Source organism: Dyella sp. (assembly GCF_036746095.1).
Lineage (GTDB): Bacteria > Pseudomonadota > Gammaproteobacteria > Xanthomonadales > Rhodanobacteraceae > Dyella_B.
On the sequence record NZ_DAIOEU010000078.1, the window covers coordinates 1 to 18,992 of the forward strand.

General features: G+C 61.0%; 15 protein-coding genes. 6 read left to right on the forward strand and 9 right to left on the reverse strand.

The window, feature by feature from the left end:
• A partial coding sequence (locus V7M64_RS20305) for an ATPase, T2SS/T4P/T4SS family (protein WP_333681744.1) occupies nucleotides 1-1,078 on the reverse strand: 1,078 nt, incomplete at its 3' end.
• 222 nt (nucleotides 1,079-1,300) lie between these two features.
• On the opposite strand from V7M64_RS20305, the gene V7M64_RS20310 reads away from it, so the two are divergent.
• Nucleotides 1,301-2,086, forward strand: coding sequence for a TatD family hydrolase (locus V7M64_RS20310; RefSeq protein ID WP_333681746.1), 786 nt, complete (start codon nucleotides 1,301-1,303; stop codon nucleotides 2,084-2,086).
• A gap of 136 nt (nucleotides 2,087-2,222) precedes the next feature.
• Here V7M64_RS20310 and V7M64_RS20315 read toward each other — a convergent pair whose 3' ends face one another.
• The 3 genes from V7M64_RS20315 to V7M64_RS20325 all read right to left on the reverse strand — a co-directional run bounded on the left by V7M64_RS20315 (nucleotide 2,223) and on the right by V7M64_RS20325 (nucleotide 4,574).
• The gene (locus tag V7M64_RS20315) at nucleotides 2,223-2,759 is read right to left on the reverse strand and encodes a pseudouridine synthase (protein WP_333681748.1); all 537 of its coding nucleotides are present in this window, start codon (nucleotides 2,757-2,759) and stop codon (nucleotides 2,223-2,225) included.
• Nucleotides 2,760-2,847: 88 nt separating this feature from the next.
• The gene (locus tag V7M64_RS20320) at nucleotides 2,848-3,756 is read right to left on the reverse strand and encodes a methyltransferase (RefSeq protein ID WP_333681750.1); all 909 of its coding nucleotides are present in this window, start codon (nucleotides 3,754-3,756) and stop codon (nucleotides 2,848-2,850) included.
• 155 nt (nucleotides 3,757-3,911) lie between these two features.
• Complete coding sequence (locus V7M64_RS20325; protein WP_333681752.1) at nucleotides 3,912-4,574, reverse strand: NYN domain-containing protein; 663 nt, start codon at nucleotides 4,572-4,574, stop codon at nucleotides 3,912-3,914.
• A gap of 128 nt (nucleotides 4,575-4,702) precedes the next feature.
• Here V7M64_RS20325 and V7M64_RS20330 point away from each other — a divergent pair, with 128 nt between their 5' ends.
• The gene (locus tag V7M64_RS20330; RefSeq protein ID WP_333681753.1) at nucleotides 4,703-5,605 is read left to right on the forward strand and encodes an energy transducer TonB; all 903 of its coding nucleotides are present in this window, start codon (nucleotides 4,703-4,705) and stop codon (nucleotides 5,603-5,605) included.
• A gap of 217 nt (nucleotides 5,606-5,822) precedes the next feature.
• Here the strand turns inward: V7M64_RS20330 and V7M64_RS20335 are convergent, their stop codons facing one another.
• The gene (locus tag V7M64_RS20335) at nucleotides 5,823-6,740 is read right to left on the reverse strand and encodes a LysR substrate-binding domain-containing protein (protein ID WP_333681754.1); all 918 of its coding nucleotides are present in this window, start codon (nucleotides 6,738-6,740) and stop codon (nucleotides 5,823-5,825) included.
• Between V7M64_RS20335 and V7M64_RS20340 the strand changes: the two genes are divergently transcribed.
• Both V7M64_RS20340 and V7M64_RS20345 read left to right on the forward strand, forming a co-directional pair.
• A complete protein-coding gene (locus tag V7M64_RS20340) occupies nucleotides 6,739-7,020 on the forward strand; it encodes a hypothetical protein (protein WP_333681756.1) in 282 nt (93 codons plus the stop codon). The two genes, V7M64_RS20335 and V7M64_RS20340, sit on opposite strands and share 2 nt — an antisense overlap.
• Nucleotides 7,021-7,105: 85 nt before the next feature.
• A complete protein-coding gene (locus V7M64_RS20345) occupies nucleotides 7,106-8,056 on the forward strand; it encodes an aldo/keto reductase (protein ID WP_333681758.1) in 951 nt (316 codons plus the stop codon).
• Nucleotides 8,057-8,090: 34 nt separating this feature from the next.
• Here V7M64_RS20345 and V7M64_RS20350 read toward each other — a convergent pair whose 3' ends face one another.
• A complete protein-coding gene (locus V7M64_RS20350) occupies nucleotides 8,091-8,999 on the reverse strand; it encodes a TraB/GumN family protein (RefSeq protein WP_333681760.1) in 909 nt (302 codons plus the stop codon).
• A 235-nt stretch (nucleotides 9,000-9,234) separates the two neighbouring features.
• Nucleotides 9,235-11,460, reverse strand: coding sequence for an NADP-dependent isocitrate dehydrogenase (locus tag V7M64_RS20355; protein WP_333681762.1), 2,226 nt, complete (start codon nucleotides 11,458-11,460; stop codon nucleotides 9,235-9,237).
• A 306-nt stretch (nucleotides 11,461-11,766) separates the two neighbouring features.
• Between V7M64_RS20355 and V7M64_RS20360 the strand changes: the two genes are divergently transcribed.
• Complete coding sequence (locus tag V7M64_RS20360) at nucleotides 11,767-12,132, forward strand: hypothetical protein (RefSeq protein ID WP_333681764.1); 366 nt, start codon at nucleotides 11,767-11,769, stop codon at nucleotides 12,130-12,132.
• Nucleotides 12,133-12,683: 551 nt separating this feature from the next.
• Nucleotides 12,684-15,767 (forward strand): TonB-dependent receptor, encoded by a 3,084-nt coding sequence (locus tag V7M64_RS20365; RefSeq protein ID WP_333681766.1) that lies wholly within the window; start codon nucleotides 12,684-12,686, stop codon nucleotides 15,765-15,767.
• An 81-nt stretch (nucleotides 15,768-15,848) separates the two neighbouring features.
• Here V7M64_RS20365 and V7M64_RS20370 read toward each other — a convergent pair whose 3' ends face one another.
• Together V7M64_RS20370 and V7M64_RS20375 are read right to left on the reverse strand one after the other, a co-directional pair.
• A complete protein-coding gene (locus tag V7M64_RS20370) occupies nucleotides 15,849-17,288 on the reverse strand; it encodes an FAD-dependent oxidoreductase (protein ID WP_333681768.1) in 1,440 nt (479 codons plus the stop codon).
• Nucleotides 17,285-18,992 (reverse strand): glutamate synthase-related protein (locus V7M64_RS20375; protein ID WP_333681769.1); only part of this gene is annotated, 1,708 nt, incomplete at its 5' end. The genes V7M64_RS20370 and V7M64_RS20375, both read right to left, overlap by 4 nt.

Sequence of the window (18,992 nt, forward strand, 5' to 3'; positions counted from 1 at the left end):
TGATCTTCACGCCCGGCGTGTTGATCTTCGACAGCGCGGTGTAGAGCGTGGTGGTCTTGCCCGAACCGGTCGGGCCGGTGACGAGCAGGATGCCGTGTGGACGCTCCAGCACATCGATGAAGCGCTGCTGGAAATTGTCGGTGAAACCCAGCGAGGCGAAATCGAACACCACTGTTTCGCGATCGAGAATACGCATCACCACTGATTCGCCAAAGCTGGTCGGCACGGTGGAAACGCGCAGGTCCAGCTCCTTGCCTTGCACGCGCAACTGGATGCGTCCGTCCTGCGGCAGCCGGCGTTCGGCGATGTTGAGTTTCGCCATGATCTTCACGCGGCTGATCACCGCCGCGGTGGAGCTGGACGGCGGCGCTTCCACTTCATGCAGCACGCCATCGATGCGGTAGCGCACTTTCAATCGGTTTTCGAACGGCTCGATGTGCACGTCGGACGCGCGCTGCTCGACGGCGCGCTGCAGGATCAGGTTGACCAGGCGGATCACCGGCGCTTCGGATGCAAGATCGCGCAGGTGTTCGACGTCTTCCTCCTCGGAACTGCTGCCGTCGAGATTTTCCACGATGGTGCCCATCGCCGAGCGGCCCTGGCCGTAATAACGTTCGATCAGGTCGTCGATTTCCGAGCGGATGCCGATAAACAGCGATACCGGCCTGCCCGAGGCAAGCTGTACGGCATGCAGGGGATAAGGATCAGCGGGGTCGGCAACGATCAACGCGATGCCTTCTTCACTCGCACGCACTGGCACCACGTGCTGCTGTTTGAGAAAGCGTATGGACACGTCGAGATCGGCCGGCGGCATGTCCGGCGCATCGCGCGCCGCCAATAGCGGCGCGTGCAGGCGCTCGGCCCAGGCTTCAGCCAGATCTCGCTCGGACACCAGGCCGAGCCGGGCGAGCAATGTGGTCAATGTGCCCTCCGGCGCCTCCTCGTGCAGCCGCCTGGCACGCGCCAGATCGTTGTCTTTCAGGCGCCCACGCGCAACCAGCAGCGCGCATACGGCTGCTTCGTGGTCTTCCGTGGCTTGGATCGTCCCGAGGGACGCCGGCTTCAAGGCTGCCGACATGGTTCCACCCCGTCTGGTTTACTGCTTCATAAAAATAATGTGCCGCCTGCCCAACGTCCCCTCACGTCGAAAGGCGAATCCCATTGGTAACACATCCCTGAAGGGGCTGGCGAGCCTAACGTCGCAACGACGTTCACGTGCTAAGAGACTGTGAAGACGCCTGCAGTGGCGTGGATCAGGCCGTTCACGGATGAGACAATCGAAACTTTGAAAGGGTTCTCCATGCAGCTTATCGATATCGGCGCCAACCTCACCCACGAATCATTCCGGCACGATTTCGATGCTGTGCTGCAGCGCGCGCAGGCGCATGGGGTGATTCAAATGGTGGTCACCGGGGCGTCGCACGACGGTAGTGACCACGCGCTGGAACTGGCGCGCCGGCATCCGGGCATGCTGTATGCGACGGCAGGCGTGCATCCGCATCATGCGATCGACTACAGCGATTTGACGGATGCACGACTGCGCGAGCTTGCCGGCATGCCGGAAGTGCGCGCGGTGGGCGAAACGGGACTGGATTACAACCGGAATTATTCGCCGCGTGACGTGCAGCGGGAAGTATTCGAACGCCAATTGCAGATCGCCGCGGATGTCGGCAAACCGCTGTTCCTGCACCAGCGTGATGCGCATCACGATTTTCTGGCGTTGCTCAAGCGTTACCGCGACAAGGTGCCGGCGGCGGTGGTGCATTGCTTCACCGATACGCGCGAGGCATTGCTCGACTATCTCGCGCTGGACTGCCACATCGGCATCACCGGCTGGATTTGCGACGAACGACGCGGCACGCATTTGCGCGAGTTCGTGCGCGAGATCCCGGCGGATCGTTTGTTGATCGAAACGGACGCGCCGTATCTGTTGCCACGTACGGTGCGGCCGCAGCCGAGCCATCGGCGCAATGAACCGATGTATTTGAAGCATATCTGCGAGGAGATTGCGCGGGATCGCGGGGAGTCGGCAGAAGAGACGGCGGCGAACAGTACGGCGGCGGCGCGGGCGTTTTTTTGTTTGTGACTTACATCTCGTCATTCCGGCGAAGGCCGGAATCCAGTGAAATACGCTGTGCGCAGCACACATAACCTTTTATGTCGTGTGCTTCGCACATCATTTTGACTGGATTCCGGCCTTCGCCGGAGTGACGGGTTGCGCGTTACCGCAACAACATACGGGTTTCGCCTGGGGCCAATCCATCCAGCGCGTATTGGCCAATCTTCACGCGTATCAACCGCAGCGTCGGAAACCCCACCGCTGCCGTCATCCTGCGAATCTGCCGATTGCGTCCTTCGCGCAAGGTAATCGACAACCAGCTGGTGGGAATGCTCTTGCGAAACCGCACCGGCGGATCGCGCGGCCACAGCCATGCCGGTTCCTGCGCATGTTCGGCGATGGCCGGCAAGGTCGGCCCATCGTTCAACACGACGCCACGGCGCAATGCCTGCACCGCTTCGTCGCCAAGCGCGCCGTCGACTTGCACCAAGTATGTTTTTGGCTGCTTGTGTTTCGGATCGGTCAGGCGATGCGCCAAGGCACCATCGTCCGTCAGCAGCAGCAAACCTTCGCTGTCGTGATCCAGACGGCCGGCGGGATAGACATCTTTGTGCCGCACATAAGCGGCCAGGGTTGGCCGATCGTCGTTGCCGGTGAATTGGCACAACACACCGTACGGCTTATTCAGGGCAATCAGCATGGTGTACGACGTGTGGTAGGCTGGGATGGCAACCCCAGCCTTCCTCGCCACGGCGGGATGCCGGGATGGTTATCCCAGCCTACACGCTTCAATGGCTGGCGGTGCCCGTCGGCGCGGGGGTTGCAGGTGCCTTGTTCACTCCGGCTTTTACGAACCGCAGCGTCATGCGATCGGATTCGCCAATCGCCAGATACTTGTCGCGATCCTTGTCACCCAGCGTAAGTGTCGGCGGCAACGTCCACACGCCCTTGGGGTAATTCTTGGTGTCCTTGGGATTGGCGTTGATCTCGCTCTGGCCATCCAGCTTGAAGCCGGCATCGGTGGCGAGCTTGATCACGTAGTCCGTCGGCAGATAGCCGCTACCTTTGGACGATTCCAGCGTGGCGCCGGGCGCGGCGCGATGATCAACCACGCCCAAGGTGCCACCGGTCTTGAGCACGGTATAGAACGCCTTGAACATGGCTTCGGCATTGCCGGCCATCGTCCAGTTATGCACGTTGCGGAAGGTCAGCACCATGTCGGCCGAGCCGGGCGGACCGAATACCGGCGCCTTGGGGTTGTAGATAACGACGCTGGCCTTGCCGTATTGGGCAGGATCGGCCTTGAACTTGGCGCGCAGCGCATCGGCGTCCTGCTTGTCTTCGCCGCCATTGCCGCCGGATACCGCCGCAATGTAATGGCCGTTGTCACGCAGCAGCGGTGCCAGGATCTCGGTATACCAGCCGCCGCCGGGGGTGATCTCGATCACCGTCTTGTCCGGCTGCAGGCCGAGGAACTGCAACGTGGCCTTGGGGTGGCGATAGACGTCGCGCGCCTTGTTGTGCGCGGAACGCCAGGACCCGGCCAACACCGAGTCGAGCTGGCCGGAGGTGAAATCGCTGGCGCTGGTCGGCGGCACCAGGTCGCCCGAGGGCTGGTCCTGCCCTGCCGTTTGTGCATGGGCCACGCCGGCGAACAACAAGGCGGCGGACAAACCGAAGGCGAAGCGGGTCTTCATGACGACTCCTCATTAGCGATGCGCGGCAGCCTGCCGCAATCCCCGTACAGCGAGCGTGGACATTTTACGATTAGTTTACGAATCGTGCACTGAGGGCATGAGGATTAAAGGAATAGGCAAAGGCGGGCCGTATGCTTTTCTCCTCAGAACGCCACTCAGAACGGCCGCGGACACACCGACTGCAATCCATCGATATGCTCGTGCAGGTCAGGCGCTATGCCCTGCCACATCGGGTCGAGAATGAAATCGATGCCTTCGTAACGCGCCAGCTTCGCCGCCGGAATGAAATCCGCGTCGCCCGCCACCAGCACGATCTGATCCACCTGCTTCTTGTAGGACAGCGCGGCAATGTCGATGCCGATCTTCATGTCGACCTGGGTCTGGCGCATATCCGGCTCGAAGTGCTCGTCGCTGAGCTCGTCCCAGTAGAGCGATTCGTCGCGCAGCTGCTGATAAGCCTGATGCTTGAGCTTCCACTCGCCACGGTCGGTGAGCCGCCCCAGGCGCAAGGCCATCTTGCGCTGGCGGCGCAGCTGGTCGTGCAGGTCGCGGCGGAAGGCAGCGGCGCCGGTGCGCGCGTAATCGATGCTTTCGCCGCTGATCGGCTTGATCAGCACTTTTTCGAGCGGCGGGCAGTCGTAGAAGAAAATGCGGTACAGCGCTTCGCGCGGACGATCCAGCGCCTTGAGATGTTCCAGCGCCATGCCGAACAGCGTCTTGGCGACGGTGCGCGCGTCATTGGCATCGCGGTCGCCCCACACTTTGCGATAGCGGGCAAGAAAAAAAGCGCCGTCGACGAGGATGGCGGTACTGGGCATAACGAATCCTTATGAGCCACGAGAACGAGATGTATCGCCGATGGATAATGTTCGGCGATCACGAGTTTACGCGAAGTGTAAGGATGCTGTAACCGTTATCCAGATTTGCAGCCTGTCTTGATAGGCCAATGAAGTATTTGGGCGGCTATACTGCGGGCTCACTGCAAGGGGATAGGGATATGAAACGGTGGATGGCAGGTGTGCTTTGCGCGCTGCTGGCGTGCACGGTGTGGGCGAGTGGCGGTCCTGGCGAAGTGCGCAAGCAGGCTGAGGCCAGCATGCTTGTAACAGGATGGATCGAAGTGATGCCGGACGGCAGCGTCCACAACTACACGATCGATCATCCGGAAAAAATCCCGGTGGCCATTTCTGATCTGATTCAAAGGAACGTGCCGAAATGGCAATTCAAGCTTGAAGATCACGAGGACGTAATCCGGCGCGCGCGGATGAATATCCGCATCATTGCCAAGCGTGTCGACGATCAGCATGATTCGATTGCCATCTCCGGGGCAAGCTTCGGTGAGGGAGATGCCAAGCCCACCGATAGCATCACTTATAAAGACAGGACAAGCCCGCATTACCCGAGTGACGCCGTGAATGCCCGGGTCGGTGGAACCGTCTTTCTGTATGCGCGCATAGGCAGGGATGGTCGCGTCCAGAATATTGCGGTGGAACAGGTCAACCTTGGCGTATACGGCAGCGAAGCGCAAATGCGCCACTATCGCAAAGTGCTTGGCGATGCCGCGCTCAATTCCATCAAGAATTGGACCTTCAACATACCCACGACCGGCAAGCAGATGATGGATCCCTATTGGGACGGTGTCATTCCAGTAACGTTCGAAGTTAACGATGTAAGTGCGCCGAAGAAAGATACCTACGGGAGGTGGGAAGCGTATGTTCCCGGCCCGCGTGAATCGATCCCATGGATGAAGAGCAGTCACCTCGCTTCATCACCAGACACCATTCCCGAGGGCGGCTTTTCGCAAGTGGATCAACCAGTGCAGTTGAAGACAGCACTCGACGGCGCCTGATTGTGCCAATGCTGCCCGTAGGTTGGGTTAGCGCAGCGTAACCCAACATGTTCGGAGCGATTTGTGCCATCGCCCGCCGAATGCTGCAAAAAAGCCGAGTCGTCGTCCCGGTGAAAGCTGGGACCAAGCGACTTTTTGGAACACCTTCAAGACACTGGGCCCCGGCCTTCGCCGGGGCGACGGTGCTAGTGCCATTGGCGCTAACCCAAGCTACACATCAAGCCGCAGCCTCATCCCGCCGGGGCTGCGGCATCTCGCGGCAATACGCATCCGCCTCTTCATGCAGCCACGCGCGGAACGTCGCCATGCCGCGGTGATCCTCCGAACGCGGCGGATACACCAGGTGATACGCCTCCGGCACCGGCAGATAGCGATCACCCAGCACCACCAGCCGGCCCGCATCGATCCATGACTTGGTCGTCACCATGCGCCCAAGCGCCACGCCGATACCTTCCAACGCAGCCTGGCGCAAGGCGTCGATCGTATCCACGTGCGCGATGTAGCGGTGCGGCGGTTCGCCGCCGTAATGCGCAAACCAGTCGATCCAGCGATTGTTGCGGTTGGGATCGCCGATCAACGGCCATTGCGTGAGATCCAGCGGGTCCGCGCCGGCCATGCGTTCTACGAGCGAAGGTGCCGCCACCGGCGCAATCCACTCGCCGAACAGATATTCGCTACGCAAGCCCTCCCACTCGCCCTTGCCGTAGCGCACGGCCGCATCGACCGCTTCGCGCTCGAAGTTCACCAGCAAGTTGGTGGACTGCAGATTGAGCTCCAGCTCCGGATGCGATGCCAGCAGGCGCGGCAAACGCGGCATCAGCCAGCTGGAAATGATGCCGGGGCTGGCGCTGAGCGTGAGAGCATCGTGGCGCCGCACGCGATATCGCGCCAACGCATGCTCGATACCGTCGAAGTGTTCGCCGACCGCCTCAAGCAGGCTGCAACCCTCCACCGTCAGCGTGACACCGCGCGGGCCGCGCTCGAACAGGCGTCGCTCCAGGCGTTCTTCCAGCTGGCGCATCTGGTGGCTCAACGCGCTCACGGTGAGGTTGGCCTGCTCGGCCGCGCGCGAGAGGTTGCCCAAGCGCGCCACTTGCACGAATTGCTGCAAAAGACTGAGCGGAACCCGACTCATGTTGAATGGCCCTCAAACCTGGCTTGCGAATATATCGCTTTTTCTTGCAGGGCCAGACCATTACCTTGCGCCTACCCACTTCAATCAGGAACCCGCCGCCATGCGCTCGCCATGGGTCGATTTGCTGTTCCTTCACGGCCATATCACCCCATCCAATCTGAGCTGGCATGTGGACGCGCCGCCTTGCGGCTGCCAGACCAAACCAGCAGAGGTCGAGGTGGATGTGGCGAAGCTTCCGCTGCCCGCCAAGCCGCGCGACAACGCTCCCTGTTGTGCTTGATTCACGCCTGTCCGTACCCAACTCGGCATAGATTGCGCGCCGTCGCCAGACGGCATGTCTTATTCCTTTGCCGAGGATCGTTTTCATGCAACTGCGCCAATTGGGCCGCTCCACGCTTTCCGTCGCTCCGCTTGCCCTGGGCGGCAACGTGTTCGGCTGGAGCGTTGACGAGCAACGTTCGTTCGACGTGCTGGACGCTTTCGTCGACGCCGGCCTCAACCTGATCGACACCGCCGACGTGTACTCGGCGTGGGTGCCGGGCAACCGCGGCGGTGAGTCGGAGAGCATCATCGGCAAGTGGCTCAAGCGCAGCGGCAAGCGCGACAAAGTGCTGATCGCCACCAAGGTCGCCAAATGGGTGGAGCACCGCGGCCTGTCGCCGCTCAACATCCGCCAGGCGGTTGAAAGCTCGCTGCAGCGATTGCAAACCGACCGTATCGATCTGTACCAGGCGCACGAGGACGATGCCACGGTGCCATTGAGCGAAACGCTGGGCGCGTTCGCCAGGCTGATCGAGGAAGGCAAGGTGCGCGCGCTCGGCGCTTCCAATTACAGTGCCGATCGCCTCGCCGAAGCCCTGAAAGTTTCAGGCGAACACAAGCTGCCTCGTTACGAAAGCCTGCAACCCGAATACAACCTGGTCAGCCGCGCCGGCTACGAACGGGAACTGGAACCGCTGGTGCGCCAGGAGCATGTCGGCGTCATCAACTATTACGCGCTCGCCAGCGGCTTTCTCAGCGGCAAATATCGCGGCGAAGCCGATCTTGCAAAGAGCAAGGTGCGCAGCGGGGCGGTGAAGAAGTACCTCACGCCGCAGGGCTTGAAGGTGGTGGCCGCGTTGGATGAAGTGGCTGCTGCCCACAAAGCCACGCCGTCGCAGGTTGCACTGGCGTGGCAGATCGCGCGTCCTGGCATCACCGCGCCGATCGTCAGTGCGACCTCGGTTGAACAGCTGCAAGAACTTGCCGGTGCGGTGTCACTTTCGCTGACAGCGGAGGAGATCACTGCGTTGGATGAGGTCAGCGCAAGCTTTTGAGTAGCGCCGCCACGGGCTGTTGCAGGCTGGTTCGTTATTCCGGCGCTTCGACGGCATACCCTTGCGCCTGCAATTGCGCCAGGTAGCCATCCGGCGCCAACACTTCTTCCATCGGCAGCACCGCAAAGGTCTGCGCGTTGTTCGAGAGCGCCGCTTCCGCCGCCTTCATCCACGCCTGCTCCATGCGCTTGGGCAGGTCATGCAAGCCCATTTCCTCGGCGAATTCCGCATTGATCACGGCGATCAGGCAGGATTCGTAGCGATCGTTCACCGTAAAGCTGCGCAGGGATTCAATGTCGCCGGTCGACCAGGCGTTGGCGCGCCGGGTCAAGTCGTTCATATCGTTCTGCACCGTATCCAGCGTCTGGTTGAAACAGCTGATGTCGTGCAGATTGGTCTGCTTGATGGCGTCCAGCGCGGCGCGTGGATGCTCCACCACCAGCTTGTATTTCACCGGTACCCGTTTGACGCCGTGCTTGTCGGCCAGATTGAACACCAGCTTGTTGATGTCGTTGCGCCCGGTGAGTCCCGCCTTGTCCAGCGCCTTCTTGTATAGCTCCAGCGCTACCAGGATCGGTCGCCACGACTCGATGCGGCGATCATTGCCGAAATATTGCGGCTTTATCGTTTCCCAGCGCGCATATATTTGCGGCGGCAGGATCTGCTGCAAGGTGGCGCCACCGGGATTCTTGCGCGCACTGTAAACCGAGGGCATGAGAAACAGCTTGCCAAAGAAGCCGACATCCACTTTCACTTCCGCCTTTGGCGCCTCCAGCACTTCCTGCGAATGCGCGACGGTGTCTTCGACCTCCTTGGAGCGCCATTGCATGCCCCGGGGCAAGGGCGTCAGGGTACCGAGCACCCACATCACGTGATCGCCCTTGCTTACCTTCCATAGGCCGGGGCCAGGCTGTTCTCCGGAGACCGTGACGGCTGGAAGCACGGTAGTGCTGGCACGAGATGAAGTCGGGCCGGAAACAGCCGGCGCCGACTGCGGCCATGCTCGCATAGCCACTACAAGCGCCAGGCATCCTATTGCCAGGGAAATACGCATGATCAAAAGTCCGCAAAATGATCGTCCGCCGTGATTCTAATGCCTGTTCATGGCGAACCATATTTGGTGAATTCCCATAAAAAAGGGGCCTTCCGGCCCCTTTGTCCTTGGCGGCAATGACGACTTACAACGCCGCCAATGCCTGATTGAATGTCACGCTCGGCCGCATCGCCTTGCTGACCAAAGACATATCCGGGTGGTAATAGCCATGAATGTCCACAGCGTTGCCCTGCGCGCCATTGAGTTCGCCCACGATCTTGGCTTCGTTCTCGCTCAATGCCTTGGCCAGCGGCGTGAATTTCGCCTTGAGCGCGGCGTCGTCGTTCTGTTCGGCCAGCGCCTGCGCCCAGTACAGCGCGAGATAGAAATGGCTGCCGCGATTGTCGAGTTCGCCGACTTTGCGCGCAGGTGACTTGTTGTTGTCGAGGAATTTGCCGTTGGCCTGGTCCAGCGTCTTGGCCAGCACGCCGGCTGCCTTGTTCTGGTAGCGATTGCCGAGATGTTCCAGCGACGCGGCCATGGCCAGGAATTCGCCGAGCGAATCCCAGCGCAGGCAATTTTCTTCCAGGAACTGCTGCACGTGCTTGGGCGCGGAACCACCGGCACCTGTTTCGAACAGGCCGCCGCCAGCCATCAGCGGCACCACGGAAAGCATCTTGGCGCTGGTGCCGAGCTCCATGATGGGAAACAGGTCGGTGAGGTAATCGCGCAGCACGTTGCCCGTCACCGAAATAGTGTCCTGGCCCTTGCGGATGCGGTCCAGCGAGAACCTGGTGGCATCCACCGGCGACAGCGTGCGGATATCCAAACCACTGAGGTCGTGATCCTTGAGGTAGCGCTCCACCTTCTTGATCAACTGCGCATCGTGCGCGCGATTCGCATCCAGCCAGAACACGCCCGGCGTGTTGCTGAGGCGCGCGCGGGTCACGGCCAGCTTCACCCAATCCTGCACCGGCGCATCCTTGGTCTGGCACATGCGCCAGATGTCGCCGGCTTCCACGCTGTGTTCCAGCAGCAGCTTGCCGTTCGCATCGGTGACGCGCACCACGCCGTCACCGGCGATCTGGAAAGTCTTGTCGTGCGAACCGTATTCTTCCGCTGCCTGTGCCATCAGGCCCACGTTGGGCACGCTGCCCATGGTGGTGGGATCGTACGCACCGTGTGCTTTGCAGTCCTCGATCACCGCCTGGTACACGCCGGCGTAGCTGCGGTCCGGAATCACCGCCTTGGTGTCCTGCAGCTTGCCTTCGGTATTCCACATCTTGCCGGAGTCGCGAATCATCGCCGGCATCGAGGCGTCGATGATCACGTCGCTGGGCACGTGCAGGTTGGTGATGCCCTTGTCGGAGTTCACCATCGCCATGGCCGGCCGCTTCGCATATTCGGCGCCCACGTCCGCCTTGATCTCGGCCTGTTTGTCGGCCGGCAGCGAGCCGAGGCGCGCATACAGGTCGCCAATACCGTTGTTCGGATTGAAGCCGATGCTCTTGAGCGTATCGGCGTGCTTGGCCAGCACGTCCTTGTAGAATTCGTTGACCACCTGGCCGAACATGATGGGATCGGAGACCTTCATCATGGTGGCCTTCAGATGCAGGGAGAACAGCACGCCCTGCTTTTTTGCATCGTCAATCTGCGCGTCGATGAAGCTGGCCAGCGCCTTCTTGCTCATCACGGCGGCGTCGATGATTTCGCCGGCGGTGAGGCTGGTCTTCTCCTTCAGGATCGTGCTGCTGCCGTCCTTGCCCACCCACTCGATCTTGGCCACGGTGGCCTGCTCGACGGTGGTGGACTTTTCGCTGCCATAGAAATCGCCGCCGCTCATATGCGCCACGTGCGTCTTCGAATCGGCGCTCCACGCGCCCATCTTGTGCGGGTGCTTGCGCGCGTAGTTCTTCACCGAAAGCGGCGCGCGGCGATCCGAATTGCCTTCGCGCAGCACCGGATTCACCGCACTGCCCTTCACCTTGTCGTAGCGTGCGCGGATATTCCAGTCGCTCACATCCTTGGGATCCTCCGGATACTCCGGCAGGGCGTAACCCTGGGACTGCAACTCCTTGATCGCCGCCTTCAGCTGCGGCATCGAGGCGCTGATGTTCGGCAGCTTGATGATGTTGGCGTCCGGCGTGGTCGCCAGCTGGCCCAGTTCGGTGAGATCGTCGGAGACTTTCTGGCCGTCTTTCAGCGTGTCCGAAAACTGCGCCAGGATGCGGGCCGCCAGGGAGATATCACGCGTTTCCACCTCAATGCCTGCGGTGGCGGTGTACGCCTTGATGATGGGCAGCAGGGACTGGGTGGCAAGGTAGGGGGCTTCATCCGTCAGCGTGTAGATGATCTTCGGCGTCTGGGACATGGGTCGGGCAACCTCTCTGGCTACGGCGTTGTACGGAAGGGGAAACGCCGCTGAGCCTGAGACGAGACATGCGACGCGCCCCACGCTAGTGGCGTCGGATCCGCCGAAATCAAGCCATTGGCATGCCGGCGGGGTCCTAAGGAAATCTGCCCATTGTCGCGTTTTCGACAGGTTGGCGGAAGCGCGCGAATCAGGCATACCTCATCCCAGCGCACCACTCACCGGTACTGTTGGCGACATCTCACTTATCTCAATAAGGCTTACCGCTACCATGCGGCCCCGTTTCGTGCCTTAAGGGGAAGGCCTATGCCCGGATTGAGCCAATGCATCGTCAACTACATTGCCGAGCTGAAGCCGCTTTGCACCTTCCAGTTTGCCGATGGACATGATTGCGCGCTATCGCTGATCGACGGCAGCTTGTACATGCCGGTGGACGAGTCGCATCACGAGAAGGAAGAAGGTTGGGTTGCCGTGCTCTGGCAAGGCGATGCGCACCGGCGATCGGAATTGCCCGGCCGCTTGCTCGCCTATCACGCCGCGCTGCGTTGTGCGGAACTGCAGGGTGTCGGCAAGCAGCCGTTGGAAGTCGCGACGCATCGCGACATGTTGCTGGCGAAATTACGAAAGGTTTGTGGCGACCTGCCGCATGTCGAAGCGGTGATGCGCGTCTGAAAAAAATAGGCGGCGCACGAAAGTCATTGTTTGTTACATCGACGCCAACATATGAGGCGCGCTTCCACTCGCCCATTTTTTATCGCTGTATCCATAGCGCTACATGCACGATTCCACATGCGGCCTTGGCGGACATTCCGTCGCAAAACTGACGTATGGCTGACAAGCACTCGCTCGCGCCGTGATGCGCCGCTTGCGTCGCCTGCCGCGGCGTAAAGCCAAAGGCCATTTGGCGATCAGACCATTTTTATTGAAAACCGCCGCAAATTGGCACTCGATTTCCTGGGTTGCCACAGGTATCTGGCTACTCATGTCTTACATGAGGAGGAACGCATCGTTGACACGGCACTTACGTATGAAATTGCGAACGCGATTTTTTGCAATAACACGCGCAGCACTATCCACGTAGGTGGAAACATTTTTTCATCCTAGCTCGACGCGCCAAACATGCGTGAAAACCCTCCCACCGCGCAGCTTGGCCGGAAGTCCAACACAGGCGAGGAAAAGCCTGCAGTCACTGGGTATATCCACAATGAAAAGGGGATTCAAACGTGAACTTGCAGCATCAAAACATCGCAACGGCGATACGTATCGCTTTGGTACTTGGAGGTTGCGCACTGGCAACGGTGGCTACCGCACAAACCACTTCAACGCCGCCGGCAACGGCGGGCCAGGCGACACCGGGCAATACGTCGCCATCATCCACGGCAACACCGCAACCGAACAATTCGAAAACCCTGCAAACGGTTACTGTCACCGGCTCGTTGATTCGCAGCGTGGACGTGGAGACAGCGCAGCCAATCACCGCCATTACACATGCAGCCATTCAACAGCAAGGCTTCGTCAGCGTCGGGCAAATATTGCAGAACGTTTCTTCGGTGGGCTCTCCCGGCACCAGCAATCAAAGCTCGCTTGGCAACATCGTCGGCAGCTACGCCAGCTTGCGCGGCCTGGGCGCTCCCCGCACGCTGATCCTGGTGGACGGCCAGCGCTACACCACCGACATCTTCGGCCAGACCGACCTCAGCACAATCCCCAGTTCGCTGATCGACAGCGTGGATATCCTGCAGGACGGCGCCTCGTCGATCTATGGCTCGGATGCGATTGCCGGCGTGGTGAATATCCACACGCGTAGCGTGAATGGGCTTTACCTGAATACCTACAACAGCACTTACGCGCCCGGCAACTATGGCAAGCAAAACCAATTCAGCCTGACCGGCGGGCACACGTTCTCGCGCGGTTCGTTTACGTTCAATATCTCGATCCAGAACCAGAATCAGATCATGGCGCCGGAAACTTGGCTAAGCCGCTACGGCTATGGCAGCTTTCCGCAATACCCGCAATCCGTGCAGCCGTCCGATTACGGCACCATCGTGGGTGTCACGGGCCCTGCCAGCGGCAGCTTTACTTCCGCGTTGACAGTCAATGCGGGCCAGGACGGCAGGAATATCGCCAACTATCATCTCAATACATTCGGCTCGGTTTATCCCTCGCCTTATTTCGCCAATGACTACGCCAATCAAGCGTCGTACGAAACCTTCGTGCCGAACAATCGGCTGAAGTCGTACACGCTCAAGGGTGATTACAAGATTACCGACAATATCAAGGCCGTATTTACGGGCACCTATAACAGCAATAACGCCACCGACTACATCGGCGGCTATCCGCTGAGCTCTCAAACACCGGCCAACGGCGTCAACCTGGCCAATGCACTCGGCCTGCCAGCGGGCAGCCTTGGCGGCGCATGGTTCCCGACGCTCTCACCGAACAGCTACTACAACCCGTTGCCGGGCAACACGGTGTCATTCAATCTGCCGTTGTTTCAGCCCAACCGCGTCAACACCAACAACATCAAGCAATATGGATACCGCGCAGGCCTTGAAGGTGAGTTTTCGCTGGGCCAGCACGAATTCAACTGGAACGCGGGTTACAGCAATTATCGCTACATCGAAGATAGCGGCGGCCCCGGCAACTTGAACCTGGTGCACCTGTACTACGCCGTTGGGCCCTCTTTCCTCGGATCGGATGGCAGCGTGCAATGCGGCACTCCAGGCAATGTGATTGCCGGCTGCGTACCGCTCAATCCGTTCTCCGGCGCGGGCGGGCTGACGCCGGACGAAATCGGTTATCTCAATGACAACTACTTCACTCATTCCTGGAGCCAGACCCGCAACGTCGAGGCCAACTTGAGTGGCGACATGTTTACCCTGCCGCAGACGCTCGGAGAGGGCGACGCAACGTTTGCAGTGGGCGCCGATCATCGTGATGTTTCCGGTGGCGTCACTCCCGATTTCTACACGCAGAAGGGACTCAACACCAACCTGCAGCAAAACCCCGGCGCGGGCTCCTACGGCATCAACGAGGCCTATGCCGAAATCAACATTCCCCTGCTCAAGGACCTGCCCGGTGCGCAGCTGTTCAACATCGACGTCTCGCACCGCTTCTCGCACTATTCCAACTTTGGCGATACCAACAACAACTCCTACAAAATCTCCTATCAGCCGATCAACGACCTGCTGATTCGCGCCAGCTATGGCACCGGCTTTCGTGCACCATCGATTTCCGACCTGTACGGCGGCACGATGCAGAGCTTCACCAGCTATACCGATCCTTGCGATGTCACCTATGGCCTGACTGCCAACCCGACGGTGGCGCAGCGCTGTCTTGCCGGCTTCGGCGGCCTGCGCGGCGTCGGCCCAGGCTTCACGCAACTCAGTGCGATCGGCATGCCCGTGACCGGCCCCAACAGCCCCAGTACGACACCGTATTACACAGGTGCCAACGCGGCACTGCGGCCGGAGACCTCCAAGAACTACACCGCCGGCATCGTCTACAGCCCGAGTTGGCTGACGGGTTTCAACCTGACGCTGGATGGCTATCGCATCCGCGTGGACAACATCATCACTCTGCCTTCTGCCAACAGCATCTTGAACAACTGCTACCAGTTGGGCGAAACGCAGCAGTGCACGCAATTCCAGCGCTCGCCGGCGAACGGCCAGGTCATCAATCTGCTGCAAGCACTGGTCAACGAGGGCTTTGTCGACGAACGCGGCGCTGATGTGTCACTAAGCTATCTCTTCCCCGACACGCCCGTCGGCAAGTTCAAGGTCGATACCAGCGGGACCTACATCAATTCATTGAAGGAGCAAACCGTGGCCGGCGGCCCGGTCGTCGGCTGGAACGTGGGCGCCTACGACGCGAATCTCGGCCCCGTATGGCGTTTCCGCGATGTAACCAACGTCAACTGGTCATGGGGCAACTTCGGCGCCACCTGGACCGTTCGCTACTTCTCGTCGTTGAAGGAACCCTGCCGTGGGAATGACACCAACTTGCAAATGTACTTCCCATGCAATGAGCCCGATGCCTTCGTGCAGGGCCAGCAAGGGGCATATCGCCAGGGCGCGTTGGCGTTCAGCGACCTGCAGTTCAATTGGAAGGCACCGTGGCACGGCCAGATCTCCGTCGGTGCCACCAATCTTTTCAACCGGCACGCGCCGCTAAGCTATAACGGCGTGCAGAACGTGATCGGCCCGCTGGGCCCGACCGGCACGGATGGTTTTACGCAGTATGCATACAATCCGCAGTATGACTTTGGCCGGGTGGTGTATTTGAAGTACGACCAGAAGCTGTTCTGAAAACGCGCTGCCACGCCGGCGACGATCAGCCCCTCCCGATGACCGGGAGGGCTGATCGCGCTTTCAAGGGTGGAAAACGCCTTAGCCGGCGGCCATCGCTTCCTTTGCCGAGACACCCGCCAACATGCTGGCAATGCTCCTGCCGGCCTCGCGGCCGTCATACACGGCGCGCACGACCAGATCGGCACCGCGCACGTTGTCGCCGCCAGCGAATATTTTGTGATGGCTGGTTTGATGTGGCAGTCGTCCATTCGCACCGGTGATCACTTTGCCGGAACGCGCCAGTTCAACGCCATGCGCGCCAAGCCAATTGGGCGGGCTGGGCAGAAAGCCGAACGATTGAATCACCACGTCCGCCACGATATCCGATTCGGTACCGGGAACGTTCTGCGGCCGCGGCCGACCATCGCCGCTATCCACCAGCTGTGTTTCCACCACGCGCACGCCCCGCACCTGGCCGTTGCCGTTGTCGAGAATCGCCACCGGCTGGCGCTGGAACAGGAAGGTGACGCCTTCCTCGCGACTGTAATTCACCTCGCGCGCGGAGCCAGGCATGCTCGCTTCGTCGCGGCGATATACGCAGGTAACCGAAGCTGCGCCGAGGCGGATCGCGGTGCGGTTGCAGTCCATGCCGGTGTCGCCGCCGCCAAGCACCACCACGTGCTTGCCGTGGAAATCGAACGTTGATGCAGGTTCGTCGCGCAGCAGGCGCTCGGTGTTGGCGATCAGGAACGGCAACGCGTCATGCACGCCGAGCAATTCGCGCCCGGGCAGTTGGCCATCCACAAACGTGTAAGCACCGGTGCCGACGAAGATCGCGTCGTATTCTTCCAGCAGTGCGCCGAATTCCACGTCGCGGCCGACCTCCTTGCCGAGCAGGAAACGCACGCCCATGCCTTCGAGCACATCGCGCCGCGTTCGCACCACGCCTTTGTCGAGCTTGAACGGCGGGATGCCGAAGGTGAGCAGGCCGCCGATTTCGTGCTGGCGATCATAGACGTCGACGGCGATGCCTTCGCGGCGCAGACGATCCGCACACGCCAGGCCGGCAGGGCCCGCTCCGATCACGGCAACGCGGTGCGCCGTTTCACGCACATTGGAAAGATCCGGACGCCAGCCTTGGCGCAACGCTTCATCCGTTACCCAACGTTCGATGCTGCCGATGGTCACCGCGCCAAATGCGGTCTGTTCCAGCGTGCACGCACCTTCGCACAGGCGATCCTGCGGACACACGCGGCCGCAGATTTCCGGTAGCGGGTTGGTTTCGTGCATCAGCGTGGCCGCTTCCATGATGCGGCCCTGCTGCACCAGCTTCAGCCAGTTGGGAATGTAGTTGTGCACCGGGCAGGCATGTTCGCAATACGGATTGCCGCAATCGATGCAACGCTCCGCCTGCGTGGATGCCTGCGGCGAAGCGAAGTCGCCGCCGATTTCGCCATAACCGAGCACGCGCACCGCCACCGGGACGGTGCGCGGCGGCTGTCGAGGCACGTCGAGAAATTGGAATAGCTTGGCGCTCATGCTGCCCTCCTGAGTTCTTCGGCCAGCACGGCGAGGCTCGCGGCTTTCGGTTTCACCAGCCAGAACTTGTATTGCAGGCCGCGGAAGTCGCGCAGAATCTGCCGACCCCAATCGCTGCCAGTCAATTCAACGTGGCGGGTAACCAATTTCCGCAGGTGCTGCATGTAGTTTTCCATCCCCTCGGGTGAGATACGCAGGATGTCGACCAGCTCGTGGTTGTAGCAGTCGACGAAATCGCGCTCGAGATCGAGCACATAGGCAAAGCCGCCGGTCATGCCGGCGCCGAAATTGAGGCCGACCTTGCCGAGCACGGCGACCACGCCGCCGGTCATGTATTCGCAGCAATGATCGCCCGCACCCTCGACGACGGCGATCGCGCCGGAATTGCGCACGGCGAAGCGTTCGCCCGCGCGGCCCGCCGCATACAGCTCGCCATCGGTGGCGCCGTACAAGCAGGTGTTGCCGATGATCGACGCGTCCTGGCTGGCGTACGGCGCATCCGCCGGCGGACGCACTACGATGCGGCCACCGGCCATGCCTTTGCCGACACCGTCGTTGGCTTCGCCGATCAGCTCGATATGCACGCCGCCGGCGTTCCACGCACCAAGGCTTTGACCCGCCGCGCCTTCCAGCTTCAGTTCGATCGGGCTCGCATCCATGCCGTGATCGCCATGACGACGCGCGACGTCGCCGGACAAGCGCGCGCCGATCGCACGATCGACGTTCTCGATGCGATAAGCGAACGAACCACCGGTCTTGTTCGCCACCGCTGCAGCCGTATCGATGGCGATGCGCGATGCAAGCTCGGCGTCATCACGCATCGGGTTGCGCGGCAGCGTGCAGGCGAATTCGCTGCGCGCGCTCAAGCCGGTGCCGTCGATCAGCGGCGTGAGATCAAGCCGGTGCTGCACCGGCGTGACGCCTTCGAGCTGCTCCAGCAAATCGGTGCGTCCCACGATCTCGCCCAGCGAGCGCACGCCAAGCTTGGCCAGATGCGCGCGCACATCCTGCGCGATGAAGGTGAAGTAGTTCATCACCATCTCGGGCAGGCCGATGAAGTGATCCTTGCGCAGCACCGGATGCTGCGTGGCCACGCCGGTGGCGCAGTTGTTCAAGTGGCAGATGCGCAGGTACTTGCAGCCCAGCGCCACCATTGGGCCAGTGCCGAAGCCGAAGCTTTCCGCGCCAAGCAACGCGGCCTTGATCACGTCCAGGCCAGTCTTCAAACCGCCATCGGTCTGCAGGCGCACGCGGCCACGCAAGTCGTTGCGGCGTAGCGTCTGCTGCGTTTCGGCCAGGCCGAGTTCCCACGGCGTACCGGCGTATTTGATGGAGGTGAGCGGACTTGCGCCGGTGCCGCCATCGTGGCCGCTGACGGTGATCAGGTCAGCACCGGCTTTCACCACGCCCGCGGCAACCGTGCCGACACCCGCGTGCGACACCAGCTTCACCGAAATCAACGCTTCCGGATTCACTTCCTTCAAGTCGTGAATCAGCTCGGCCAGGTCTTCGATGGAATAGATGTCGTGATGCGGCGGCGGCGAAATCAGGCCGATGCCGGGCTTCGCATAACGCAGGCGCGCAATGGTGGCATCCACCTTGTGGCCGGGCAGCTGACCGCCCTCACCGGGCTTGGCGCCCTGCGCAACCTTGATCTGCAGCACTTCGGCATTGACGAGGTAGGCCGGCGTGACGCCGAAGCGG

Coding starts and splice junctions, on each gene's coding strand:
- V7M64_RS20370 (WP_333681768.1), bottom strand. CDS start 17,288: ATGAGCGCCAAGCTATTCCAATTTCTCGACGTGCCTCGACAGCCGCCG.
- V7M64_RS20355 (WP_333681762.1), bottom strand. CDS start 11,460: ATGTCCCAGACGCCGAAGATCATCTACACGCTGACGGATGAAGCCCCC.
- V7M64_RS20360 (WP_333681764.1), top strand. CDS start 11,767: ATGCCCGGATTGAGCCAATGCATCGTCAACTACATTGCCGAGCTGAAG.
- V7M64_RS20310 (WP_333681746.1), top strand. CDS start 1,301: ATGCAGCTTATCGATATCGGCGCCAACCTCACCCACGAATCATTCCGG.
- V7M64_RS20325 (WP_333681752.1), bottom strand. CDS start 4,574: ATGCCCAGTACCGCCATCCTCGTCGACGGCGCTTTTTTTCTTGCCCGC.
- V7M64_RS20320 (WP_333681750.1), bottom strand. CDS start 3,756: ATGAAGACCCGCTTCGCCTTCGGTTTGTCCGCCGCCTTGTTGTTCGCC.
- V7M64_RS20335 (WP_333681754.1), bottom strand. CDS start 6,740: ATGAGTCGGGTTCCGCTCAGTCTTTTGCAGCAATTCGTGCAAGTGGCG.
- V7M64_RS20330 (WP_333681753.1), top strand. CDS start 4,703: ATGAAGTATTTGGGCGGCTATACTGCGGGCTCACTGCAAGGGGATAGG.
- V7M64_RS20315 (WP_333681748.1), bottom strand. CDS start 2,759: ATGCTGATTGCCCTGAATAAGCCGTACGGTGTGTTGTGCCAATTCACC.
- V7M64_RS20345 (WP_333681758.1), top strand. CDS start 7,106: ATGCAACTGCGCCAATTGGGCCGCTCCACGCTTTCCGTCGCTCCGCTT.
- V7M64_RS20340 (WP_333681756.1), top strand. CDS start 6,739: ATGTTGAATGGCCCTCAAACCTGGCTTGCGAATATATCGCTTTTTCTT.